Annotated in this window: 20 protein-coding genes; 11 read left to right on the top strand and 9 right to left on the bottom strand. The window is 71.5% G+C overall.

What is annotated here, in order from left to right; genetic code table 11:
• Nucleotides 1-4: 4 nt before the first annotated feature.
• Nucleotides 5-934: a TauD/TfdA dioxygenase family protein gene (locus ACZ592_RS03780; protein ID WP_471579870.1), complete on the bottom strand. Its 930-nt coding sequence runs from the start codon at nucleotides 932-934 to the stop codon at nucleotides 5-7.
• 294 nt (nucleotides 935-1228) lie between these two features.
• On the opposite strand from ACZ592_RS03780, the gene ACZ592_RS03775 reads away from it, so the two are divergent.
• Complete coding sequence (locus tag ACZ592_RS03775; RefSeq protein WP_471579869.1) at nucleotides 1229-2278, top strand: aldo/keto reductase; 1050 nt, start codon at nucleotides 1229-1231, stop codon at nucleotides 2276-2278.
• A 37-nt stretch (nucleotides 2279-2315) separates the two neighbouring features.
• Here the strand turns inward: ACZ592_RS03775 and ACZ592_RS03770 are convergent, their stop codons facing one another.
• Nucleotides 2316-3203, bottom strand: coding sequence for a hypothetical protein (locus ACZ592_RS03770; RefSeq protein WP_471579868.1), 888 nt, complete (start codon nucleotides 3201-3203; stop codon nucleotides 2316-2318).
• Between the two features lie 101 nt (nucleotides 3204-3304).
• Nucleotides 3305-4162: an SAM-dependent methyltransferase gene (locus ACZ592_RS03765; protein ID WP_471579867.1), complete on the bottom strand. Its 858-nt coding sequence runs from the start codon at nucleotides 4160-4162 to the stop codon at nucleotides 3305-3307.
• Between the two features lie 277 nt (nucleotides 4163-4439).
• On the opposite strand from ACZ592_RS03765, the gene lpdA reads away from it, so the two are divergent.
• Together lpdA and ACZ592_RS03755 are read left to right on the top strand one after the other, a co-directional pair.
• On the top strand, nucleotides 4440-5843 hold the full coding sequence (gene lpdA / locus ACZ592_RS03760) for a dihydrolipoyl dehydrogenase (protein ID WP_471579866.1): 1404 nt from the start codon (nucleotides 4440-4442) through the stop codon (nucleotides 5841-5843).
• Nucleotides 5844-5993: 150 nt separating this feature from the next.
• A complete protein-coding gene (locus ACZ592_RS03755) occupies nucleotides 5994-8195 on the top strand; it encodes an MMPL family transporter (protein ID WP_471579865.1) in 2202 nt (733 codons plus the stop codon).
• Between the two features lie 23 nt (nucleotides 8196-8218).
• On the opposite strand, the gene ACZ592_RS03750 is transcribed toward ACZ592_RS03755, so the two are convergent.
• Nucleotides 8219-9487 carry an LLM class flavin-dependent oxidoreductase gene (locus tag ACZ592_RS03750; protein ID WP_471579864.1) on the bottom strand — a complete coding sequence of 423 codons (1269 nt, stop codon included), beginning with the start codon at nucleotides 9485-9487 and terminating at the stop codon, nucleotides 8219-8221.
• A gap of 425 nt (nucleotides 9488-9912) precedes the next feature.
• On the opposite strand from ACZ592_RS03750, the gene ACZ592_RS03745 reads away from it, so the two are divergent.
• The 3 genes from ACZ592_RS03745 (at nucleotide 9913) to ACZ592_RS03735 (ending at nucleotide 13289) form a co-directional block, all read left to right on the top strand.
• Nucleotides 9913-11445, top strand: a complete 1533-nt coding sequence (locus ACZ592_RS03745; protein ID WP_471579863.1) for an MFS transporter — start codon at nucleotides 9913-9915, stop codon at nucleotides 11443-11445.
• Nucleotides 11446-11643: 198 nt separating this feature from the next.
• Complete coding sequence (locus tag ACZ592_RS03740) at nucleotides 11644-12060, top strand: YciI family protein (protein WP_471579862.1); 417 nt, start codon at nucleotides 11644-11646, stop codon at nucleotides 12058-12060.
• Nucleotides 12054-13289, top strand: a complete 1236-nt coding sequence (locus ACZ592_RS03735; RefSeq protein WP_471579861.1) for an RNA polymerase sigma factor — start codon at nucleotides 12054-12056, stop codon at nucleotides 13287-13289. Before ACZ592_RS03740 ends, ACZ592_RS03735 begins: the two co-directional genes overlap by 7 nt.
• Here ACZ592_RS03735 and ACZ592_RS03730 read toward each other — a convergent pair.
• On the bottom strand, nucleotides 13259-14191 hold the full coding sequence (locus ACZ592_RS03730; RefSeq protein ID WP_471579860.1) for a LysR family transcriptional regulator: 933 nt from the start codon (nucleotides 14189-14191) through the stop codon (nucleotides 13259-13261). The two genes, ACZ592_RS03735 and ACZ592_RS03730, sit on opposite strands and share 31 nt — an antisense overlap.
• A gap of 175 nt (nucleotides 14192-14366) precedes the next feature.
• On the opposite strand from ACZ592_RS03730, the gene ACZ592_RS03725 reads away from it, so the two are divergent.
• Together ACZ592_RS03725 and ACZ592_RS03720 are read left to right on the top strand one after the other, a co-directional pair.
• Nucleotides 14367-15122 carry a sulfite exporter TauE/SafE family protein gene (locus ACZ592_RS03725; RefSeq protein ID WP_471579859.1) on the top strand — a complete coding sequence of 252 codons (756 nt, stop codon included), beginning with the start codon at nucleotides 14367-14369 and terminating at the stop codon, nucleotides 15120-15122.
• Between the two features lie 276 nt (nucleotides 15123-15398).
• Complete coding sequence (locus ACZ592_RS03720) at nucleotides 15399-15680, top strand: plasmid mobilization protein (RefSeq protein ID WP_471579858.1); 282 nt, start codon at nucleotides 15399-15401, stop codon at nucleotides 15678-15680.
• A 49-nt stretch (nucleotides 15681-15729) separates the two neighbouring features.
• Here the strand turns inward: ACZ592_RS03720 and asnB are convergent, their stop codons facing one another.
• Nucleotides 15730-17571: an asparagine synthase (glutamine-hydrolyzing) gene (gene asnB, locus ACZ592_RS03715; protein ID WP_471579857.1), complete on the bottom strand. Its 1842-nt coding sequence runs from the start codon at nucleotides 17569-17571 to the stop codon at nucleotides 15730-15732.
• Between the two features lie 262 nt (nucleotides 17572-17833).
• Nucleotides 17834-18466 carry a TetR/AcrR family transcriptional regulator gene (locus tag ACZ592_RS03710; protein ID WP_471579856.1) on the bottom strand — a complete coding sequence of 211 codons (633 nt, stop codon included), beginning with the start codon at nucleotides 18464-18466 and terminating at the stop codon, nucleotides 17834-17836.
• Between the two features lie 90 nt (nucleotides 18467-18556).
• Here ACZ592_RS03710 and ACZ592_RS03705 point away from each other — a divergent pair, with 90 nt between their 5' ends.
• The gene (locus ACZ592_RS03705; protein ID WP_471579855.1) at nucleotides 18557-19501 is read left to right on the top strand and encodes a DMT family transporter; all 945 of its coding nucleotides are present in this window, start codon (nucleotides 18557-18559) and stop codon (nucleotides 19499-19501) included.
• On the opposite strand, the gene ACZ592_RS03700 is transcribed toward ACZ592_RS03705, so the two are convergent.
• Together ACZ592_RS03700 and ACZ592_RS03695 are read right to left on the bottom strand one after the other, a co-directional pair.
• A complete protein-coding gene (locus ACZ592_RS03700; protein WP_471579854.1) occupies nucleotides 19452-20057 on the bottom strand; it encodes a TetR/AcrR family transcriptional regulator in 606 nt (201 codons plus the stop codon). The two genes, ACZ592_RS03705 and ACZ592_RS03700, sit on opposite strands and share 50 nt — an antisense overlap.
• Nucleotides 20058-20059: 2 nt before the next feature.
• Nucleotides 20060-21619 carry an MFS transporter gene (locus ACZ592_RS03695; protein WP_471579853.1) on the bottom strand — a complete coding sequence of 520 codons (1560 nt, stop codon included), beginning with the start codon at nucleotides 21617-21619 and terminating at the stop codon, nucleotides 20060-20062.
• A 181-nt stretch (nucleotides 21620-21800) separates the two neighbouring features.
• Between ACZ592_RS03695 and ACZ592_RS03690 the strand changes: the two genes are divergently transcribed.
• A complete protein-coding gene (locus ACZ592_RS03690; protein ID WP_471579852.1) occupies nucleotides 21801-22691 on the top strand; it encodes a Gfo/Idh/MocA family protein in 891 nt (296 codons plus the stop codon).
• A 460-nt stretch (nucleotides 22692-23151) separates the two neighbouring features.
• Nucleotides 23152-23973, top strand: a complete 822-nt coding sequence (locus ACZ592_RS03685) for an MmyB family transcriptional regulator (protein ID WP_471579851.1) — start codon at nucleotides 23152-23154, stop codon at nucleotides 23971-23973.
• Nucleotides 23974-23982: the final 9 nt, after the last annotated feature.

Raw genomic sequence — 23982 nt, 5'->3', positions numbered from 1 at the left:
CGGGTCAGTACGGCCGGTCGCCCGCGATGGCGACGCGCTCCGCGACCCGACGGTGCGGGGCGTAGTCGTCGACGGCGTAGTGCTGGGTGGCGCGGTTGTCCCAGAAGGCGACGTCGCCCGCCTGCCAGTGGAAGCGCACCTGGTACTCCGGCACGTGCGCCTGCCGCACGAGGTATCCGAGCAGCCGGTCGCTCTCCTCGCGTGCCATCCCGACGATGTGGGTGGTGAAGGAGGTGTTGACGAACAGCGTCCGCCGCCCGGTCTCCGGGTGCGTGCGCACCACGGGGTGGGTGACGGGCGGGAAGCTGTCCTGGAGCGGGGCGAGCTTCTCGGGGCCGTAGAACCGGGCGAAACCGGGGATGAAGTCGTGCACGGCGTGCGCGTCGTCGATGCGGGCCTTGACCGTGTCCGGGAGGTTGTCGTACGCGGCCGCCATGTCCGCCCACATGGTGTCGCCGCCGAACGGCGGCACCTCGCGCAGCTGCAGCACCGCGCCGAGGGCGGGCCGTTCGCGGAAGGTGACGTCCGCGTGCCAGACGTTCTCGTAGGTGGGTGTCGCGCTGCCGCCCTTGGCGAACCGGACGACATCGTCGGCGGAGCCGCGCGCGAGCAGCGGATTGGTCTCCAGGTCGCCCCAGTTGAGGGCGAAGGCGCGCTGCTGCTCGGAGGTGATGCCGGCGCCGCGGAAGAACAGCACCTTCCACTCCAGCAGGGCCCGGTTCAGCTCCTCGCGCAGTGCGGGCGTCAGGGGAGCGGCGAGGTCGACGCCGCGGATCTCGGCGCCGATGACGCGGCCCAGGGGCACGACGTCGAGGAGTTCGTAGGGGCGCTCCTGCCAGCCGTCGGGCAGGCGGCGCAGGGTGCGGCGGCCTTCGTACATGCCGTCGGCGGGGACCTGTGCGGCACGCAGTGCGGCAGGGGTGATGACAGTCATGGGGTCTGATCCTTCGGGTGCGGAAACGGCGGGCGGCCGTGCGGTAGGACTCCGTACGGCTGAGGAACCGACTCCGTGCGGCTAGCGACCCGATCGCTCGCACCCGCGCCGCCACGGGACGCCGAACGTCCGGTCGGCGGCGGTCAGGTGCTGGATCATGGTCGTCATTGTGGGACGCCGGTCGCGCCCGGTCAACCCGCGGGCCTTGCCTTGGAGCGCGCTCCACCTCGTAAGGTCTCGGCATTCACGCCGACGGGCACCGGATGCGCGGCGGCGGAGCCCGAGGAGAGTTGCATGCGCTACCGCGTTCTGGGCGGGACCGGCATCGAGGTCAGTTCCTACTGCCTCGGCACCATGATGTTCGGCTTCGTCGGCAACGGCGATCACGACGACTGCGTCAGGGTCATCCATGCCGCGCTGGACGAGGGGATCAACTTCGTCGACACCGCGGACATGTACTCCTCCGGCGAGTCGGAGACGATCGTCGGCAAGGCGCTCAAGGACCGCCGCGACGACGTGGTCCTCGCGACCAAGGTGCACTTCCCGATGGGTGAGGGCCCCAACCGCGGCGGAAACTCGCGGCGTTGGATCGTCCGGGAGGTGGAGGACAGCCTGCGGCGGCTGGGCACGGACTGGATCGACCTGTACCAGGTGCACCGCCCGGACCACACGACCGACGTCGAGGAGACGCTCTCCGCCCTGACCGACCTCGTGCAGCAGGGCAAGATCAGGGCGTTCGGCTGTTCCACGTTCCCCGCAGACGAGATCGTCGAGGCGCACCACGTCGCGGACCGACGGGGCCTCCAGCGCTTCCGCACCGAGCAGTCGCCCTACTCCCTGCTCGCCCGCGGCATCGAGCGGCACGTGCTGCCGGTGACGCAGCGGCTCGGCATGGGCGTGCTCACCTGGAGCCCCCTGGCCTCGGGGTTCCTGACCGGCCGCTACCGCAAGGACCGGACCCTGGATCTGTCCACGGGACGCCCGACCCTGCACCCGGACCGCTTCGACCCCGCGGCCCCGCGCACCGCCGCGAAGCTGGCGGCCGTGGAACAGTTCATCACCGTGGCCGACGAACTGGGCTGCACGCTGCCGGAACTGGCGACCGCCTTTCCGCTCGCGCACCCGGCCGTCACGTCGGTGATCATCGGTCCGCGCACGATGGAGCAGCTGCGCGCCACCCTCAAGGGCGCCTCCGTGGCCCTGGACGACCCCGCCCTGGACCGGATCGACGCGATCGTGCCGCCCGGCACCGACGTGTACCCCCCGGACGGCGTGTGGGTCCCGCCGGCGCTCAGCACGCCCGCGCTCCGTCGGCGCACGGCGCAGACCAGGCCCGCCGCCTGAGGCGACCCTGCCTCCCGTACGGCGGCCGGTGCCGGTGTCAGAGCAGCGCGTTCTGCCGCAGGATCGACACGGTGGCCACGGTCCGGTATCCGCGCCACTCCAGGGCCGCCGCGGGCGAGTAGCTGGCGAAGTCGACCAGCCAGCCGCCGTCGTCCTGCTGCTGGGCGGCCAGCCGGCTCAGCTCCGCGTCGATGACGGCGGGGTCGTACAGCGTACGCGCGGGGCGGCCGGGGGCGGGGGCGACGTCGAGCGGCCGGATGACCTCGTCCGCCGAGCCGCCCTCGACGGGCAGCAGTCCGTCGGCGGGGATGAGGCGTCGCAGGCCGTCGAGCAGGGCGCCCGCTTCCTCGCGGGTGTCGGACGCGGCGTCCAGGAACCGGATCGCGAACGACAGCTCGATGGCGTGGGGCCGGTCGCCGATCGCCTCGACAGCGCCCAGGCAGTACCGCGTCGCCCCCTCGAGCCAGGGATGGGCGGCGACGGCCGGGTCGTGCGCGGCCACCCGCAGGGCGACCCCGGCCGCGAACGCGGTGCTCTGCAGGGTGGAGGTCTTCGGGTCGGCCTGCGCCCAGAAGGGTGCACAGCCACTCGCGTCCCGGACGGGCAGGGCGAACGGCAGGCCTCCGTCGGGCAGCGAGACCGACGCCAGCCAGTCGCAGAGCCGCACCGCGTGCGGTGTGGTGGCGGGAGCGAGCTCCTCGAACACCTCGAAGGCGTGCAGTGCGCCCGCGGGCTGGCTCTCGGGCGCGCGCAGGTCCGGCTCGAGACCCCAGCCGTACCCGCCGTCCGGGTTGCGGTAGCCGTCGACGGCGGCGAGTACGGCGTCGCTGTCCGCGTCGCCGACGAGCAGCTCGAAGCGCCGGCGGTCGAGCAGTCGGGCGTGTGTGGACATGAAGGAGGCGGCCGCGGAGAGATCTGCGTTCATGCACTCACCATGGCACCGGCGCGCGCGTACCGCTTGAACGTTTCGGACGGTCCGTGCGCAGACGCTTCGGACGGTTCGCGCGCGGGCTCGGCGGGGCCCTCCTACTGGCGCGGTTTGCGCAGCACGCCCCCGTACTCGTAGATCCCCTTGTTGGCAGCGGTCGCGCCGAGGTAGGGCACCAGCTCGGCGTCGACGGGCGCGAGGGGCGGCTGGTCGGGGTCGGGGCGCCAGTCGACGAGGTTCAGCACGCCGGGCTCCACGGGCTCCAGCCCTTCGAGAAGCACGTCGACTTCGGCGGGCGTGCGGGTCTGCCACGGCACGCCGCCGCCGGCGATGTGCGCGGTCATCCTCTCGCCGCGGACCGGGTCGTCGCAGACGACCTGCGAGAAGCCGACGAAACTGCCGGGCGCCGCGCGGTCGATGACGGCGTGCAGGATGCCGCGCGGATCGTCGGCGTCGACGAGGTGGTGCCCGACGGACAGGAACAGGACGGCGACCGGCTCGTCGAAGTCGATGAGGCGCCGCAGGTCCGGGTGGGCCAGGATCGCCTCCTGGTCGCGCATGTCGCCCATGATGACCGTGGTCGAGGAGTCGTCGGCGAGCAGCGCGCGGCCGTGCGCGAGGACGATCGGGTCGATGTCGACGTAGACGACGCGGGCATCGGGGTCGAAGCGCTGGGCGACCTGGTGGACGTTGTCGTCGGTGGGCAGGCCGCAGCCCATGTCGATGAACTGGCGGATGCCCTCCTCGCGCGTCAGATGGCGCACCGCGCGGTAGAGGAATTCACGGTTCTGCCGGCAGATGTCGACGACCTCGGGGAACGAGGGCACGGTGGAGAGCATGAACTCGCGGTCGACCTCGTAGTTGTCCTTGCCGCCCAGCATCCACCCGTACCCGCGGGCCGAGGTCGGCACGTCGTAGGGAATGGACATCGTCTCGGGCTGGTTCTCACTCTCCACAGCGCGTTCTCCACCTCTCCCGTGGCCCTGACGGAACGTGTTCGTTGCGGGGACACTATCCGGTGATCCACGTTCGGGTGAACCGTCTGGGACATCTCCAACATGCTTGTGCGCAAGGGGAATTGGCGCCAGAACCGGAAGCCTTCCTCGCACATGATCCGCGGTGCGGCGTGTGGCGTGTCCCACCCGCGGCCCGCCGGGCCCCGCGCATGACGGATGATCGTGTCAGAGAGCCATCCGCACCACCTGATCCGTACCACCCAGAGAGGACCTCCCCATGGAAGACCGCTTCGACGTCGTCGTGCTCGGAGCAGGACCCGGCGGCTATGTAGCCGCCATCCGCGCCGCCCAGCTGGGCAAGCGGGTGGCAGTCGTCGAGGAGAAGTACTGGGGAGGTGTCTGCCTCAACGTCGGCTGCATCCCGACGAAGGCGCTGCTGCGCAACGCCGAGCTGGCCCATCTCTTCACCCACGAGCAGAAGACGTACGGCATCAAGGTCGACGGCCAGGTGTCCTTCGACTACGGCGAGGCGTTCAGCCGCAGCCGCACGGTCGCGGACGGCCGCGTCAAGGGCGTCCACTTCCTGATGAAGAAGAACGGCATCACGGAGTTCGACGGCCGGGGCACCTTCCTGGACGCGAACACCCTGCAGGTGGCGAAGTCGGACGGCACGACCGCCACGATCGGCTTCGAGAACTGCGTCATCGCCACCGGCGCCACGCCCCGGCTGCTGCCCGGCACGAGCCGCAGCGAGCGCGTCGTCACGTACGAGGAGCAGATCCTCGCCGACTCCCTGCCGGAGTCCATCGTGATCGCGGGCGCGGGCGCGATCGGCATCGAGTTCGCCTACGTCCTGCACAACTACGGCGTGAAGGTGACGATCGTCGAGTTCCTCGACCGCGTCGCGCCGCTGGAGGACGCGGACGTCTCCAAGGAGCTGGCCAAGCAGTACCGCAAGCTCGGCATCGACGTGATGACCTCGACGCGCGTCGAGTCGATCGACGAGTCGGGCGAGCAGGTCCGGGTCACGGTCACGGGCAAGGACGGCAAGCAGCAGGTCCTGGAGGCGGACAAGGTCCTGCAGGCCATCGGTTTCGCGCCGAACGTCACCGGCTTCGGCCTGGAGGCGACCGGCGTGGCGCTGACCGAGCGCGGCGCGATCGAGATCGACGGCCGCTGCCGTACGAACGTCCCGAACATCTACGCCATCGGTGACGTGACCGCGAAGCTGATGCTGGCGCACACCGCGGAGTCGATGGGTGTCGTGGCCGCGGAGACCCTCGCGGACGCCGAGACGATGGAACTCGACTACCCGATGATCCCGCGCGCGACCTACTCGCAGCCGCAGATCGCCAGCTTCGGCTGGACCGAGGCGCAGGCCAAGGAGAAGGGCTTCGACGTCAAGGTCGCGAAGTTCCCCTTCCAGGCGAACGGCAAGGCCCACGGCCTCGGCGACACCGTCGGCTTCGTCAAGATCATCAGTGATGCGCGGTACGGCGAGATCATCGGCGCCCACCTGATCGGCCCGGACGTCACCGAGCTGCTGCCCGAGCTCACGCTGGCCCAGCAGTGGGACCTCACCGTCCACGAGGTGGCGCGCAACGTCCACGCCCACCCGACCCTGGGTGAGGCCGTCAAGGAGGCCGTGCACGGCCTGGCCGGACACATGATCAACTTCTGACGCGCCGCGGGCGCCCCGCCCGGCAGGAGCGACCGGGACCGGTCCTCCCCGGTGGCGGGGCCGCTCCTCCCAAGTGGCGGGGCCGCCCGGACCGGCCGATGCTGTCGAACACGACTGTTGTGCCTCGGGGGCGAGGAGAGGCAGTAGCCGATGTTCTCTGGCCTGGGCCGATTCGTGGTGCGCCGCCCCTGGTGGATCATCCTGGCGTGGGTGGTGGCGGCCGGCGCGGTGATCTCGCTGGCGCCCAAGCTCACCTCCAGCAGCGACGAGGCGAGTTTCCTTCCGGACCATTACGAGTCCATCCGCGCCGCCGACGTGCAGGAGAAGGAGTTCCCGAAGCAGCAGAACATCGGGGCGATCATCGTCTTCCAGCGCTCCGACGGCGGGAAGCTGACGGCCGCCGACTCGGCCGAGGTGGCCCGCGTCTCCAAGGATCTGCAGAACCGCAAGATCTCCGAGGTGCAGGCCGTCGTGCCGGGCCAGGTCTCGCCCAACAAGCTCGTGCAGACCTCGGTCGTCGCCATGCCGAAGATCACCAACCCCGAGGACACCGCCCAGCAGGACGCGGTGAAAGACCTGCGCAGAGACCTGAAGCCGGAGCTGAAGGACACCGGCCTGACGGCCGGGATCACCGGCTCCGCGGCGCAGGCACTCGACGAGAGCGACGCGTCCGCACGAGCGGGCCTGCTGGTCGGCGTCGGCACCATCGTGATCATCGTCGTGCTGCTGCTCGTGATCTTCCGCAGCCCCATCATCGCGCTGCTGCCCGTCGTCCTCATCGGCCTGATCTCACCGATGGCGACCGGCCTGATCGCTTCCGCCAACAAGGCCTTCGACATGAAGGCGGACTCCTCCATCCAGGAACTCCTGACCGTCGTCCTCTTCGGCGTCGGCACGGACTACATCCTGTTCCTGCTCTTCCGCTACCGGGAGGCGCTGCGCGCGGGCGAGGACCACAAGAGCGGCATGGTGCACGCCGTGGAACGGGTCGGCGAGGCCATCACCTCGGCGGCGGGCGCCGTCATCGTCGCCTTCGCCGCGCTGACGCTGTCCTCGCTCGGCATGCTCAGGTCGATGGGTCCGGCCCTGGCCATCGCCGTGTTCGTGACGCTGCTCGCCGGACTCACCCTGGTCCCCGCGGTGGTCTCGCTGCTCGGCACGAAGGTGTTCTGGCCCTCGAAGTCCTGGCAGCGGGAGCCGCAGGGCACGGGCTTCGCCAAGCTCGGCGCGTCCATCGCGCGCAAGCCCGCGGTCTGGGCCCTGGTCTCCGCGCTGTTCATGGGCGCCCTGGCGCTCGGCGCGCTCGGCTACAAGGCCAACTTCGACCTCGCGGGCTCCTCGCTGCCCAAGGACAAGGAGTCGATGGTCGCCCTGGACGACCTGCAGAAGGGCTTCCCCGCAGGCACGACCGACCCGACCTCCGTGTACCTCACCTCGACCACCGACAAGCCCGTGGCCCAGGGGGAGGCAGCCGTCTTCCGCGAGCGGCTCTCCGGCGTCCGGGGCGTGGGCGAGGTGGGGGCGCCGCGCCTGAGCCCGGACCGCACGACGGCCTCGTACTCGGTGATCCTCGCGGACCCGCCCGCCTCCGACAACGCGCTGGCGACCGTCAAGGACCGGCTGCGGCCCGCCGCCCACGACGACGCGCCGCCCGGCACCCAGGCGCTCGTCGGCGGCACGACGGCGGTGTACGTCGACATCAACAAGGCCGTGGACCGGGACTACTCCGTGGTCTTCCCCGTGGCGGCGCTGGCCATCATGGTCATCCTCGGTCTGCTGCTGCGCAGCCTGGTGGCGCCCTGGTACCTGATGCTGTCCGTCGCCCTCGGCTTCGGCGCGACCCTCGGGGCGACCTCGCTGATCTTCCAGCAGATCGGCAGCCAGCCCGGGCTGATGTTCATGCTGCCGGTGATCATGTACTTGTTCGTGGTCGCGCTCGGCACCGACTACAACATCCTGATGGTGTCCCGCCTGCGCGAGGAGGCCCGCGAGGGCCGCAGCCCGCACGACGCGGCGGGCACGGCGGTGCGTCATTCGGGGCCGACGATCGGTTCGGCGGGCGTGATCCTCGCGGGCACGTTCGCGACACTGATGCTCGCGGGCAATTCGACGCTCTCCCAGATGGGTTTCTCGCTCTCCTTCGGCATCGCCGTCGCCGCCTTCGTCATGGCGATGATCTTCACTCCGGCTCTGACGGCCCTCATCGGGCACGCGGCCTGGTGGCCCGGACACGGCGACCGCAAGCGGGACGGGAGCGGGAACGGGAGTGCGAGTGGCGGAGTCACGCCGCCCTCGGGCGCGGGCACGGGCACGGGCTCGACGCGCGCCGACGAGCCGCCGCGCACGAGCTAGGCACCGGCCCGTCACCAGCATCTTTACGGCCGGCCCTCACCGAAGCACTCGCCCGCGGCTTCCGCGGCCAGCGCGTCGGTGACGGCCGCCCGCGCGGCGGCGCGGAACACCGTCTCGTTCGCGTCGACCTCGTGCAGCCAGGTGCGGTGCACCCGCACGGTCCGGAGCTGCCCCGCGAGCCCTTCGCGCACGCCCTCCTCCAAGGCGGCCGCGAGCTCCGGGTAGAGGACGTCCGCATCGAAGGGATTCACGAAGGCGTACGTCCCGGCTTCGCGCTCCACGTCGAGGGTGACCCTCGCCCAGCCACCGCAGCCGGTCTGCGACCCGGCCGTGGCGGTGCGCCGGACCGGCAGGGCGGACCACGCCGACTCGGCCGCTCGCGCGGCGAGTTCGTACTGTGTGCGCCAGCCGTCGTCGGCATCGGCGAACCCGAGGACGATCCGGTCGACGCCTGCCCGCGCGAACTCCACGATCTTCTCGGCAGCCCGCTCCGGTGTGCCGTCCACCCGCATCGCGGCGGCGCGCTCGGGATCGATTCCGCAGCGCCGCGACACGCCCCCGGCCGAAGGACGCTGCCGCCCGCCCGCGCCGGCGTCGTCGAGCGCGGCGGGGACGGCGACGCTGACGGGGCCGGGCCTGCTGACCCGTCCGGTCTCGGCCGCCAGCGCCGCCAGGCGGGGCAGCGTCCGCGCGATGTACGCCGGTGAGGCGAGGCCGGGGAACCAGCCGCCGTGACGGACGGCGCGCCGCAGATCGGCCTCCGCCTCGCCACTGACGAGCAGGGGCAGTCCGCGCACCCGCGGCCGCAGCGTCAGCTCGGTGTCCCCGATCGTCGTCGGGGACCCCACGGACAGGCTCCACAGCTGTTCCAGTACGTGGTCGGTCCGCTCGGCGCACTCGTCGGACGGCATGCCGCCTTCCTCGTGGCCGGGCGGGTCGACGGGATCGCCGGACGTCCGGGCCCACGTACCGACGCCGGTGTCGACGCCCACCAACAGGCGTCCCTCACAGAGGAATTGGAGGCTCGTGAGCTGCCGCGCGAGAGAGACCGCCCCGCGCGCCGGGACCGCCAGGCCCCCGTAGCCGATCCTGATGCGCGTGGTGACCGCCGCGGCCGTGGCGAGGGCGACCATCGCGTCCAGCCCTGGGGCACTACCCGTCGGGCGGCCGTCCGCCCACACCGACTCGAAGCCGAGCTCCTCCGCACGGCGCGCGGCCGCGGCGAACTCCCCGGCCTGCCCGTGCCCGTCCCCCCGCAGCACCGGCAGGAACACCCCGATGTCGACTGCCACTTCCGCTCTCCCCCACTCCCGCTCGGCCGGTGCGCCGTCCGCCCGACGACACCGCGGGCCGAGTCGGAACGCTAGACCAATTTGCCATCGCGCGAAAAGTGTGGACAAAGAAATGAGCGACCCCACCCCTCGCTGCTCACAACAACAACGAAAACGCAAGTGAAATCCATAAAGCCACCGGAAGTCCATGGCCTAGGAATCGAAGCGAAAAGTCAAGTCCGCCGAACAGTCCGGAACAATTCGCAAAGCACGGCCGCGACCAGCGCCTATGAGGTGTTAGGGTTTCGACTCGTCCCGAGCCCTGCCGCGATTCGACCGGCACATCGCTCGGAGTGCATTCCGGTTTCGCCGCCCATCACGGCGGATCACAACACCCTTTTCCTTCGGATGGAATTTCTCCTTCCACCTCGTTCTGGAGCTCTTTCATGTCTGCTGACAGCACGGCTGTCACCGCTTCCGCACCGGCGGGCGCGGCCGGCGCCCCGTCCGGCGGCGGCCGGCACCTCGGCCTGGCCCTGTTCGTGATCGCCGCGGCCCAGCTGATGGTGGTCCTCGACGGCACGATCACCAACATCGCCCTGCCCAGCATCCAGACCGCGCTGGACGTGTCCGACGCGAATCTGGCCTGGATCGTCAACTCCTACGCGCTGGCCTTCGGCGGACTGCTGCTTCTCGGCGGCCGGGCGGGGGATCTCTTCGGGCGGCGGCGGATGTTCCAGGTGGGCATCGTCCTGTTCACCCTGGCCTCCCTGCTCGGCGGTCTCGCCCCGAACGAGGGCCTGTTGATCGGCGCGCGCGTCCTGCAGGGCGTCGGCGCGGCGATCGCGGCGCCGAGCGCGCTGTCCCTGATCACCACGACGTTCCCCGAGGGCAAGCCGCGCAACAAGGCGATGGGGGTCTACGCCGCGATGGCGGGCATCGGCGCCACCGTCGGCCTGCTGCTCGGCGGTGTCCTCACCGACGTCCTGGACTGGCGGTGGGTGTTCTTCGTGAACGTGCCCATCGGCCTCGCCGTCCTCGCGGGCACCAGGACACTCGTCGAGGCCGAACGCGACCGGGGCCGCCTGGACATCCCCGGCACGGTCACCGGCACCGGCGGTCTCATCGCCCTGGTCTACGGCATCACGCGCGGCGGCGAGCACGGCTGGACCGAAGGGCCCACGCTGACCTGCTTCGCCCTCGCGGCCGTACTGCTCGGCGCCTTCCTGTCCATCCAGGGCCGCACCCGGCACCCGATGATGCCGCTGCGGCTCTTCAAGGACCGCAACCGATCCGGCTCCTACGCGACGATGCTGTTCATCGGCGCCGGCATGATGGCGACCTTCTACTTCCTCACCCTCTACCTGCAGCTGATCCTCGGGTACAGCGCGGTCGAGACCGGCTTCGCCAACCTGCCCTTCAGCCTCGGCATGGGCGTCGCCGCCGCGCTCAGCGCCAAGCTCGTCACCCGTCTCGCGCCGCGCGTCATCGCCGGTCCCGGTCTGCTGGTCGCGGCCGCGGGCATGTTCTGGTTCGCCACGCTGACGCCCGACTCGTCCTACGCGGGGCACCTGATGCCCGCGATGTTCGTGACCGCCCTCGGCCTCGGCATGGGCTTCGTCCCGATGACGCTGGGCGCCGTCAGCGGGGTCGCGCACCAGGACGCGGGCATCGCGTCCGCGCTCCTGAACACCGCGCAGCAGATCGGCGGCGCCCTCGGCCTCGCCGTCCTGTCGACCCTCTCGACCTCGGCGGCGGACGACCGGCTGCCCGACGCCGCGGCCTCCCTCTACCGAGGCCTGGCCACCGAGGACCACGGCCTGGTGGCGAAGGCCGCCGACGCCCTGACCCACGGGTACACGCTGGCCTTCGTCGGCGCGGGCGTCATGTTCCTGGCGGGCCTGGTCGTCACCGGCCTGGCCATCACCGCGGGCAAGCAGGAGACGGCCGAGGGCGCCGCCCCCGTCCACCTGGGCTGAGCCCCTGCCGGACGGCACTCGGGGCGGCCGTCCGCCAGGAACTCGCCGGCGTCCGCCGATAGGATTTGTGCGTCAGCTCACTTCCGCCCGCCCGTCCCGGAATTCTTTGCCGAGGGCTGTCGAGAACGCGCCGTCCGCTCCGACGTCCCCTGTGAGAGCCGCCCACAAGGGGTGGCGGCGCAGTCGAGGAGCGAAGTCATGAAGTATCTGGTGATGGTCCAGGGTTCGCAGGCCGACTACGAGGCGATGTCGGGCAAGCCGTCCGAGCACAGCCCGGCCTGGAGCGAGCAGGAACTGCAGGCGATGTTCGCCTTCATGAGCGAGGTGACCAACGATCTCGCCGAGTCCGGGGAGCTCATCGACGGCCAGGGTCTCACCGAGCCCGCGCAGACCCGTTTCGTCAGCAAGGACAAGGACGGCCGCCCCGTGATCACGGACGGTCCCTACGGCGAGACGAAGGAGGTGCTGGCCGGGTACTGGCTGCTGGAGTGCGAGAGCCTGGAGCGGGTCACCGAGATCGCCGTGCGGATCCAGGCGTGCCCCGGGCCCGAGGGCCTGGTCGACCCGCCCGTCGTGATCCGGCCCGTCCAGGACTCCTCGGGCGGCGCATGTTGAGACGTACGACCGACGTCGAGGACCTGCTGCGCCTGCACGCGCCGCAGGTCCTCGGCGCGCTCGTGCGCCGGTACGGCCACTTCGGCGCCGCCGAGGACGCCGTACAGGAAGGGCTGCTCGCGGCGGCCCGGCAGTGGCCCGAGGAGGGCCTGCCCGACAATCCGCGGGGCTGGCTGATCAAGGTCGCCTCGCGGCGGCTGACGGACCAGCTGCGCGCCGACGAGGCGCGCAGGCGCCGTGAGGAGGATGCGGCGCTGCTCGCGCCCCGGGACGCCCTCACCGCTCCCCCGCCGGGCGAGAGCCGCGCCCCGGCGGACGACGACACCCTCACCCTGCTCTTCCTGTGCTGCCACCCCCAGCTGACCGCGGCCGCGCAGGTCGCCCTGACGCTGCGTGCCGTCGGCGGTCTGACCACGGCCGAGATCGCGCGGGCGCATCTGGTGCCGGAGGCCACGATGGCCCAGCGCATCAGCAGGGCCAAGTCGAAGATCAAAGGGGTGCCGTTCCGGCAGCCGGGACCCGAGGACCGCGACGCGCGCCTGGCCGCGGTCCTCCAGGTGCTGTACCTGATCTTCAACGAGGGGTACACGGCGACCTCCGGCGACGCACTGCACCGCGCGGACCTCGCCCGCGAGGCCGTCCGCCTGACCCGCTCGGTGCGCCGCCTGCTGCCCCACGAAGGCGCGGTGACGGGCCTGCTGGCGCTGATGCTGCTCACCGAGGCGCGCACCGCCGCCCGGACCGGGCCGCACGGCGAGCTCATCCCGCTCGACGAGCAGGACCGCGGCCGCTGGGACCGGCAGGCGATCGCCGAGGGCACGGCGCTCGTCGAGGAGGCGCTCTCCCAAGGCCCGCCCGGTGTCTACCCGTTGCAGGCGGCCATCGCGGCACTGCACGACGAGGCCCCGCGCGCGGACGCCACCGACTGGCCGCAGATCCTCGCCCTGTACGACCATCTCGTACGCCGCACGCCCGAGCCCATGGCCGAACTCGGGCGGGCCGTGGCCTATGCGATGGTGCACGGACCGAAGGCCGGACTCGATGAACTGGCCGTGCTTGAGGACCGCTTGACGGGTCATTACCGTCTGGCCGCCGTGCGGGCTCACCTGCTGGAGAAAGCGGGTGATGCCGAAGGGGCCCGCGCCGCCTACCGGTTGGCGGCGCAGGGCACCCTCAGCCGCCCGGAGGCCCGTTACCTTCAGACGCGCGCCGCCCGGCTGGCTCCCTGAGCCGGGTGCGGGCCGAGCTGTGCGCAGTGCTCGGCGACGGTGTCGGCGAAGGCGCGGGCCAGCGGGCTGAGCGCGTCCCAGCGCCGAACGGCCCAGCCGACCGACAGCGGCGGCAGCTCGGGGACCGGGACGAGACACACCCCGTCAGGCGCACGGTCGCGCCAGCCGGGCAGCGCGGGCACGACGGCCTGGCCGAGGCCCAGCTCCGTCAGGAGGACTGCGGTGTCCCAGTCGGCGACGCTGGTGACCGTCGGCAGCGCCACCTCCAGCTCGCCGAGGTGCACGTCGAGCTGTCCGCGTGACGTGGAGCCCTCCGGCGGCGTGATGAGCTGCGCCGCCGCCAGCTCGGCGGGGGTGACGCGCGGCCGGCCTGCGAGCGGGTCGTCGGCGCGGACGGCGAGCACCCAGGGCAGTTCGACGACGGGACGCTGCTCGATGCCGCGCACGGGCTCCCCCAGCGTGATCCAGGCGAGGTCCAGGTCGTCGGCGGCGAGCGCGTCGAAGCAGCCGCGGCTGGAGCTCACGGTCTGGAACTCCAGGCTGACGCGCGGACAGCGGTTCCGGAAGCCGACGACGGCCTCGGTCATGAAGTGCCGTACCGAGGTGGCCCCGGTGGTGACGCGCACCGCCCCGCCGTCGCCGTTCACCTGCTCCCGCAGCCGGCGCACGGCGAGGTCGATGCCGCCGATCCCGTCGTCCGCCGCGGCCCGCAGGATCCGCCCGGCCGAGGTGGGCACGACGCCCCGCGCATGCCGCTCCAGAAGGCTCACGCCGAGTTCCCGCTCCAGGCGTTTGACGTGCTGGCTCACCGCCGACTGCGTACAGGAGAGGTCGCGGGCCACGGCGCTCAGGCTGCCGGCACGGCACACCGCGATGAAGATGCGAAGGTCGTCGAGAGTCACAGAGAGGGAAGCTATCCCTTGGGTGGATACAAGGAAACCCGAGGATTGACTTGGGTTTTCACCGTGCACCAAGATCGCTGATGGCCCGGGCGGCGACCCGGCGACGGGCGTCGACCCGGGGTCACACGACGGGGCCCCGGGGCACGGGCCATCGACTCGGCGGAAAAGGTGACGTGTGGAAGCGCTCGAGATGGTGGCCGTCGGAGCCGCCGGTGTCGCGGCCGGCGGGCTCAACGCGGTGGTGGGGTCGGGCACCCTCATCACCTTCCCGACGCTGCTGGCCTTCGGCTTTCCGCCGGTCCTCGCCAACGTGTCGAACAACCTCGGCCTGGTGCCGGGGACCCTGAGCGCCGCGTACGGCTACCGGCGCGAGATGAAGGGGCAGTTCAGACGTCTGGTGCGGTTCGGCACGGCGTCCCTGATCGGCGGCCTGATCGGCGCGCTGCTCCTCCTGAAGCTCCCCGCCGACGCCTTCCAGGCGGTCGTGCCGGTCCTCATCCTGACCGCGTGCCTCCTGGTGGTGCTGCAGCCCTGGCTGTCCCGCAGGGTCAAGAACCGCGAGGACGGCGCGGGCAGGGACGGCGGGGTGCCGATGTGGTGCGGCGTGCTCGGCACCGGCGTCTACGGCGGTTACTTCGGGGCGGCCCAAGGGGTGCTGCTGATGGGCCTGTTCGGCGCGTTCCTGCCGGACGACCTGCAGCGGCTGAACGCCGCGAAGAACGTGCTCGCCTCGATCGTGAACGGCGTCGCGGCCGTCGTCTTCGTCGCCGTCGCGGACATCGACTGGGCGGCGGCCGGGCTGATCGCCGCCGGGTCGACGGTGGGCGGCCTGACCGGCGCGCGCTTCGGCCGCAGACTCCCGCCGCCGGTGATGCGGGCCTTCATCGTGGTCGTGGGCGTCACGGCTTCGGTGATCATGATCGTCCGTTGACGGACACCCCGCCAGGCCGGTAACGCGCGGCGAACCGGCGGAACCCCACGGCGAAGCGAGCCCCCTCGGCGTAACGCGGCTCACACCCGCGACCCCACCACCAGGGAACACCCCGCTGTGGTTTATCATTGAACATGCTGCGACCCCGAGCGAGATTCCCCCGTCCGCTCGGGGTCGCGCTCCATTCACGTGGGCGCCTTCCCCCGTTTTCACGCCTTCGAGGGCGAATATGCCAACCGCACCGCGTCACACACGCCCGAGCGGCATCATGCGTCCATGGACGGTGCCAAGCCTGTGCAGGTCTTGTTCACGCCCGACGAGTACGCCGAGGTCCGGGGCCACGCGGACCGGCTCGGGATGCCGTTAGCCGAGTTCATCCGCCGCGCGGTGACCGCCCGGACCGAGGAGTCCGTCCCGTGCCAGGCGACGGACACCCGGCGCGGAGCGACCGTACCCCCGGTCCAGCGGGTGCTCGGCCCGGACGGGACACCCGCGCTCCAGCGGTTCCTCGACACCCTCGCCACCGCGGCCGAGCCGGACGAAGGACACGGACGGTGACCGGCCCGCGCCGGCCGGCCCGGGCGGCGATAGGTCAGGAGAGGGCAGGTCAGGAGAGGACGATCTCCGGCTCGTAGAGATCCAGCCAGAGCGCCAGGTCGAGCGTCCTCTCCAGGTCCCGCCGGGAGGCCTGGGTGATCTGCGGCGCCTCCCGCTCGGCGGCCCGCGCCGCCCGCTCCCGGTCCACCAGCCGAAAGACGGGATGGTCGGGCCTGGCCAGCAGTTCCTTGACGTGTCCTTGGAGGGCGACCGCGTACTGGGGGTCCTGCGTGGAGGGGTAGGGGCTCTTCACCCGGTCGTAGACCGACTGCGGCAGCACATCGGCGGTCGCCTCGCGCAGCAGGGTCTTCTCCCTGCCGTCGAACGACTTCAGCGACCAGGGCGTGTTGAACACGTACTCGACGAGCCGGTGGTCGCAGAACGGGACGCGCACCTCCAGGCCGACGGCCATGCTCGCCCGGTCCTTGCGGTCGAGCAGGATGCGGACGAAGCGGGTCAGGTGCAGATAGCAGATCCGCCGCATCCGGAACTCGAAGTCGCTCTCGCCTTCCAGACGCTCGATGCCGGCGACGGCACTCGCGTAGCTGTCCTTGACGTAGCGGGGCAGGTCGAGCGCCGCGGTCAGCTCGGGGCGCAGGATCCCGGCGTCGTCGCCGAAGTGGTCGGCGAACCGGACCAGCCACGGGAAGGTGTCGGCCGCGCGCGCCTCCTCGTCGAAGAACTGCAGGTAGCCGCCGAACACCTCGTCCGCGGACTCCCCGGAGAGCGCCACCGTGGAGTGTTCGCGGATGGCCCGGAAGAGGAGGTAGAGGGAGGCGTCCATGTCGCCGAAGCCCACGGGTATGTCCCGCGCGCGGATCATCTTGGCGCGCACTTCCGGGTCGGCGAGGGCGTAGGAGTCAAGGACGATGTCGCGGTGCTCGGTGCCCGACTCCTTCGCGACGTCGTGCACGTAGGGGGTGTCGGGCGTGCCACGCAGCTCGTCGGCGACGAAGTTGTCGGTCTGCCCGACGAAGTCGACCGCGAAGCTGCGTACGCTCTCGCCCGCCTCGGCCAGTTGGCGCGCGGCGATCGCCGTCATCGCCGAGGAGTCCAGGCCGCCGGAGAGCAGCGTGCAGCGCGGCACGTCCGAGACGAGCTGGCGGCGCACGATGTCGTCGAGGAGTGCGCGCACCGTGGCGACGGACGCGTCGCGGTCGTCGGTGTGCGGCCTGGTCCGCAGCGACCAGTAGACGTGCCGGCGCAGGCCCGAGCGGTCGACCGTCACGACGGTGCCGGGTTCGACCTCGCGCATGCCGTCCCAGACGGCGTGACCGGGCGTCTTGACCATGGCGAACACCTCCCGCAGGCCGTCGAGGGTGACGCGGCGCCGCGCGAGCGGGTTGGCGAGGATCGCCTTGGGCTCGGAGCCGAACAGGACGCCGTCGGAGGTCTCGTAGTAGTAGAAGGGCTTGATGCCCATGCGGTCGCGGATCATGACGAGCTTGTCGTGGCGGGCGTCCCAGATCGCGAAGGCGTACATGCCGTTCAGGCGCTCGGCGAGGTCCTCGCCCCATTCCAGATAGCCGCGCAGCACGACCTCGGTGTCGGACTCGGTCGTGAACCGGTGCCCGTGGTCCGCCAGTTCGCGGCGGAGCTCGGTGAAGTTGTACGTCTCCCCGGAGTAGACCAGGGCGACGGCCCCCGTCGGCGTCTCGACCGTCATGGGCTGGCGTCCGCCGGGCAGGTCGATGATCGCGAGCCGGCGGTGCCCGAGTCCGGCGGGCCCCGCGGTCCACGTGCCCCGGTCGTCGGGACCTCGGCAGGACATCGTCTCCGTCATGGCGTCCAGGGTGGTGGACTCGGCCGTCAGATCACGGTCGAAGGAGACCCAGCCGGTGATGCCGCACATGTGCATTCCTTCCGCTCGCCGAACTAGGTGTAACTAGCACCTATGTCGGCAGCGTGCTCCTGCGATTGCGTACGGTCAACGCCCCCGCGCCACCGCGATCTCGCCGCACCCGACAGTTTCAGCCGCCTTTTGCCAAGGCCAGACGCCTGCCGCCCAGCCGTCCCGCCCTTTCACCCGCCGGGCAGGGCAACGGAACACGCGATGGAACGAAACATTCCGGCCACGGGCAAAGAGTTGTCAACGATCTCCCGACCGCCACCCCTCACCGACTCCCGCGACCCCGCTCCACGACGGCGTCCAGCAGCGCCTCCGCGTCCCGACGGGCCTGATCGAGAGCGCCGGGAAAGACCCGCAGGCCATGCGCCACGAGACCGCCCTCGTGCAGCAGCATCAGCGTCCGCCCCAGGCGGTCCGCCCCGGTGGGCGCGATCCGCTCGGCGAAGCCGGTGAAGAGCGCCAGCATCCAGGCCTTCTGACCGGCGATGATCGGGTACGCGGGATGCGCGGGGTCACTGATCTCCGCGTGCGCGTTGACCATGCCGCACCCCTTGACCAGGCGCCCGTCGGCCCAGTCGCGCGAGGCGTCGAAGACGGCCAGGATCCGCGCGTACGGGGTGGGCGCGGCGTCCACGTACGGGGCGAGGAAGGCCCGCCAGCGCTCGTCCCGGTCGGCGAGGTACTCGACGACGATCTGCTCCTTGGAGCCGAACCGGTCGTAGAGCGTCTTCTTCGTGACCCCGGCCTCGGCGGCGATCAGATCCACCCCGACGGCATGGATGCCGCGCTCGTAGAAGAGCCGCCCCGCCGCGTCCAGGCCGCGCCGCGCACCGGGCGTCATCGCGATGCGCCGCGGCGCCGCCACCCGGCCTTCCGTCCCCTGCACATCCTCGGTCATGCAGCCATAGTAAACCGATCTGTATAGTGGCCGACGGGTAGACCGATCGGTTTACCTCCCCTGTGGTGACGCCCAGACGAGGAGGCATCCATGAACGTCCTGTTGTCCACCGCCTTCGTCCTGACCTGGAGCTCCGGCTTCATCGGCGCCAAGCTGGGCGCGGGGAGCGCCTCCGCGGTGACCGTGCTGATGTGGCGCTTCCTGCCACTGGCCGTCGTCCTCTGCCTGGTGGCCCTGCTGCTGGCCCGGGCGTCCTGGCGCGGTCTGACGGCACGCGACGTGGGGCGGCAGGCGGTCGTCGGCGCGCTGTCGCAGAGCGGCTATCTCCTCACCGTGTACTACGCGATCCAGCTCGGCGTCTCCAGCGGGACCACCGCGCTGATCGACGGCACCCAGCCGCTGGTCGCGGGCGCGCTCGCCGGGCCTCTGCTCGGCCACTACGTCTCCCGGACCCAATGGGCCGGCCTCGGCCTCGGCGTGACCGGAGTCGTCATCGTCACCGCCGCCGACTTCGCGGGAGGCGGGGACGCGGCGTGGTGGGCCTACCTCGTGCCGTTCCTCGGCATGTTCTCGCTGGTGGCTGCGACGTTCCTGGAGCGGCGCGCGCCCCGTCCGGTCGGCCCGGCCGTCTGCATGACCGTCCACTGCGTCACCAGTGCCGTCGTCTTCACCGCGCTGGCGCTGGCGGCGGGTGCCGCGACCCCGCCGGCCGAGTCGTCCTTCTGGACGGCGATCGGATGGCTGGTGGTGCTCTCCACGTTCGGGGGGTACGGCCTGTACTGGCTGATCCTGCGCCGGTCCGGGGTCACCCAGGTCAACACGCTGATGTTCCTCATGGCCCCGGTGACCGCACTGTGGGGCGCCCTGATGTTCGGTGAGCCCTTCGGGCCCCAGACCATGACGGGGCTCGCCGTCGGACTCGCGGCGGTGGTCGTCGTGCGGCGCGGCGCGCGGCCGGCCCCGGCCGACCTCCCGCGCGCCCGTGTCACCGGGGCGTCAGGAACTCCTGCACCGCGGGCGCGTACCGGTCGGTGATCTCGGCGATCTCCGCGGCGCGCAGGTGCGGGCCGCGGGCGATGCCGTACATCACGCCCAGGCCGAGCAGCATGCCGACGGCGAGCTCGGCCCGCAGCCCCGCGTCGGGGCCCGGAAGCCGCTCGCCGAGCCGCTGGACCACTTGGGCGCGGAAGTTGGCGCGCAGGATGTCGCCCCGCTCGCCGTGGAGCGGGGCGAAGACGATGCGCACGATCGGGTCGGCGCCGCGCTCCGCCTGCCCGGTGAGCAGGTGCCGGACCATGTGGCGGCCGAGCTCCGCCACGGGCGCGTCGAGGAAGTCCTCCGCGTCGGTGTCGAACGACATGACGCGGGAGAACAGTCCGTCCTTGTTGCCGAAGTACTTCAGGATCAACGGCGCGCTGACACCGGCGCGTTCGGCCACCGCCTTGAGGGTGATGTCACCGTGCGCGTGCCGGGCGAGGAGGTGGCGGGTGGCGCGGACGATGGCCGCCTTGGTCGCCTCGGCATCCCGGCGCGCGCTCCGCCCGTCGGCCGCCGGTCCCTCGCGCACCGCGGAGACGCTTCTTCCCGCCATGGTCACCTTCCCTCCAGGGCGGTCCGCTGGGCGGGCCCGCCGCTCCCCGCGGCCGCCCGCCCGCCTTCGGGAGCCGTGTCCGAGGGTATGGCGAGGGCGACGGCGCACGCGACGAGGGCGACGGTTCCGGCCAGGGCGAAGGCCAGTTGGTAGCCGCCCAGGGTGGGGAACCGAACGCCCCCGACGTCCGAGGTGTGATGCACGAGCACGGCGGCGACGGCCGCGCTGGAGACGCTCTGACCGATCGTGCGCATCAAGACGTTCACGCCGTTCGCGGACGCGGTCTGCTCGACCGGCACCGCCCGCAGGATCAGTGTGGGCAGCGCCGAGTACGCGAAGGTGGTGCCGGTCGACACCACCGCGGCGCCCACCATGATCACCCACAACTCCCGGCTGTCGACGATGCGTACGACGTAGCCGAGCGCCATGAACACGGCGCCGGCGGCGAGGGTCACCCGAGGGCCGCGGGCCGTCGAGATCCGGGCCGACACCGGCGAGAGCACCAGCATGATGACGCCGTTGGGCAGCAGGCACAGGCCGGTCGCCACGATCGAGAGCTCCAGGCCGTAGCCGGTCGCGGCGGGCGCCTGCACCAGCTGCGCGGTGACCAACGAGTTGGCGTAGAAGGCGAATCCGGCGAGCAGCGCCGTCACGTGCGGCAGGGCCACGCGCCGCCCGGCCGCCAGGCGCAGGTCCACCAGCGGTTGCCTCGAGCGTAGTTGCATCCGCCACCACAGGGCCAGGATGCCGACGGCGCCCGCGAACAGTGCGAGGACCAAGGGACTCCCCCACCCCCACTGGCCGCCCTGCGACACCGCGAGCAGCAGACAGACCAGACTCGCCGCGAGGCCCAGCGCACCCCAGGTGTCGAACCGTCCCGGCGAGCGCACCGGTGACTCCCGTACGGTCCACGCGGCGAGCGCGAGGCCCGCGGCGCTCAGCGCGGCGGTCGCCCAGAACATGGCGTGCCAGTCCGCGTACTGCACGATGAGCGCGGCCAGCGGCAGACCGAGAGCGGCGCCGATACCGACCGTGGAACTCATCAGGGCCACTGCGGACGCGGTCCTGTGCGGCGGGAGTTCGTCGCGCAGGATGCTGATGGAGAGCGGCACCACGGCGGCGGAGGCGCCCTGCAGGGCGCGCGCCGCGATCAGCAGCCGAATGTCGGACGTGAGCGCGCAGAGCACCGCTCCGCCGGCCATCAGGCCCAGCGCGATGAGCAGGACGCGGCGCTTGCCGTACATGTCGCCCGCGCGGCCGAGGACGGGGGTGAGCACCGCACCGGACAGCAGGGTGGCGGTGACCAGCCACGAGACCGCACCCGCCGAACTGTGTGTCAGTCGGGGCAGATCGGGCAGCAGCGGCACGACCACCGTCTGCGTGACGGCCATGAGGATGCCGCCGAAGGCGAGCACGGGGACGGTCAGCCGCTCGCGCAGGCCTTTCGCCGTGCCCGGGACCGGGCGGCCGGGTGGCGGACCACCGGCTGTCGCACCACCGGGTATCGGAACGGACCCCACGGCATCTCCCCCGCCCGTATGAGGTGAATCGAAATTCACCATAGCGGGTGAATGGGCATTCACCGTGCGGAATTCGGTGGCCGCCCGACGCGGACCACCACCTCCGGTCCCGCCCCCGACCCTGTGCCGCGACCGCGCGCGCCGTGTCCGTCAACCGCCCCGGTGGGCCGGGCATCGCCGCCGCGGGGGCCCGGTCAGGGCGGCGTCGGTCATACTGCCGCCCATGAAGCATCTCCGCATCGGCCTGGTGGGTACGGGCCCCTGGGCCTCCGCCACGCACGCCCCCTCGCTGGCCAGGCACCCGGGCGTCGAGTTCGGCGGCGTCTGGGGCCGGCGCCCCGAGGCCGCGGCCGCGCTCGCCGCCACGCACGGGGCGACGGCGTACGCGGACGTGGACGAACTGTTCGCCGCGAGCGACGCGGTGGCGTTCGCGGTACCGCCCGACGTGCAGGCACCGCTCGCCGCGCGGGCCGCGGCGGCCGGCTGCCACCTGCTGCTCGACAAGCCGGTGGCCACGACGGAGGACGGGGCACGGGACCTCGCGGCAGCGGTCGAGCGCGCCGGGGTGGCGTCCGTGGTCTTCTTCACGCTGCGCTTCGCCGACCGCACCGCGGCCTGGGTCGCCGAACAGGCCGCCACCGGGGGCTGGTTCACCGGACGTGCCGACTGGTACGGCTCGTTCTACGGTCCGGACGGCGGCGCGGACTTCTCCTCGCCGTGGCGCGCGAGCCGGGGCGGCCTGTGGGACGTGGGTCCGCACGCCCTGTCGATGCTGATCCCCGTGCTCGGCGACGTCACCGCCGTCACGGCGGCGGCCACCGGCCCCAGGGACACCGTCCACCTGGTCCTGCGGCACACCGGCGGCGCGTCGAGCACGGCGACGCTGAGCCTCACGGCACCGGCGAAGTGCGCGGGGCTCGCCGTGGAGTTGCGCGGCGAGAACGGCACGGTGCTGCTGCCGCCCTGGGAAGGGTCCGATGATGCTTTCCACACGGCGATCGACGGGCTCGTGGAGTCCGCGGGCGGGGGCACGGCGCATCCGTGCGACGTCCGGTTCGGGCTGCGGGTCACGGAGATCCTGGCGCAGGCGGAGGAGCGCCTCGCGGCCGGCTGACGCGGGAGCGCGTCGCGGCCATCCGATCGATCCAGGACAACCACGGGGCGGCCGGTACCGTGGCCGCTACGTAATGGCGAGTGACGGCACCGACCGCATCCGATGGCCCTACGAAACCGGTACGGAAAGAACAGCTGTGCGGTCCTGTGCTGCTCCGATTCCGACCACATGGATCAGAATCCGAACAGTTGTCCCACACCCTTCCCGCGTCGGCCCCATAGGCCTAGGGGGTACCCAATGCCGAGGAATTTCAGCCATTCTCAAGCTCCCCGGACAAGATGCCCCACTGTTGTGCACGAGGGCCCGCCGACGATCAAACCTGCAGGTCGGTGACCCCGCACACTCCATGATGCCTGAACGACTGATCGTTTTCTTCGGGCAATGTTTACTACCAAAGCCGATGTGAATATTTAGACTGATCACGCTCCAACTCGGCGTGCACCAAGAGGGATTACCCACCATGAACAAGACGGCGCTCCGCGCACTGCTCCGCGAACGACGCGCCCTCATAGCTCCCGAATCACACGGCTTCGCCCGCCCCACGGGCCAGGGCCGACGCGCCCCGGGCCTGTCGCAGCACCAGGTCGACCAATTGCTCCACCGCACGTTCGGTACGTATCACCGTCTCGAATCCGGCAATTATCCCAATCCGCCGGCCTCACTGCTCCGTGACGTCGCCCGCCTCTTCGGACTCAACGAACAGGAATGGGTGTCCCTCTGCCGCTACGCCCTGCTGCAGGACCCTCCCGGCCCCCTCCACCTCTCCTCCGGCAAGGAGGTGCCCGGCGTCTGGCAGGAAGCCGTCGACGGGATCGGGCACATGGCCTACGTGACGGACGCCTCCTGGGAGGTCCTCGCCCACAACGCGGCGTTCTCCGGCATGTTCCCCGGCGGCAGGGTCCCCGGGAACACGATGCGCTGGATGCTCCTCGACCCGCACGGCCGCGAGACCCTCACCGACTGGCACACCGCCTGGGCCCCGATGGTGCTGCCCCAGCTGCGCGCCGCGCTCGCCGCACGGCCCGACGACGACATCCTGCGGCAGATCGAGAAGGAGCTCCTCGCCGATCAGGAGATCGCCGAGCTGTACACCAGGGGCAACTCCCACCCGCACCCCGACGGCGACGAGCGCCCCCTCAAGCACGCCCTCGAAGGCCCCGGCTGGGTCACCATGTGCGCGGCGCAGCCCCTCACGGCGCCCGGCTCGCGGCTGATGATCCTGGTCTTTCACGCCGGCACCCGGCGCCCGGCCGCGCACCCCGCCGCCCTGCGCTCGCGCTGAACCCGCCCT

It is taken from the genome of Streptomyces sp. NPDC040622, from assembly GCF_055593965.1.
Note: the sequence above shows the minus strand (reverse complement) of the source record. Positions and strands in the feature narration are given on the sequence as shown.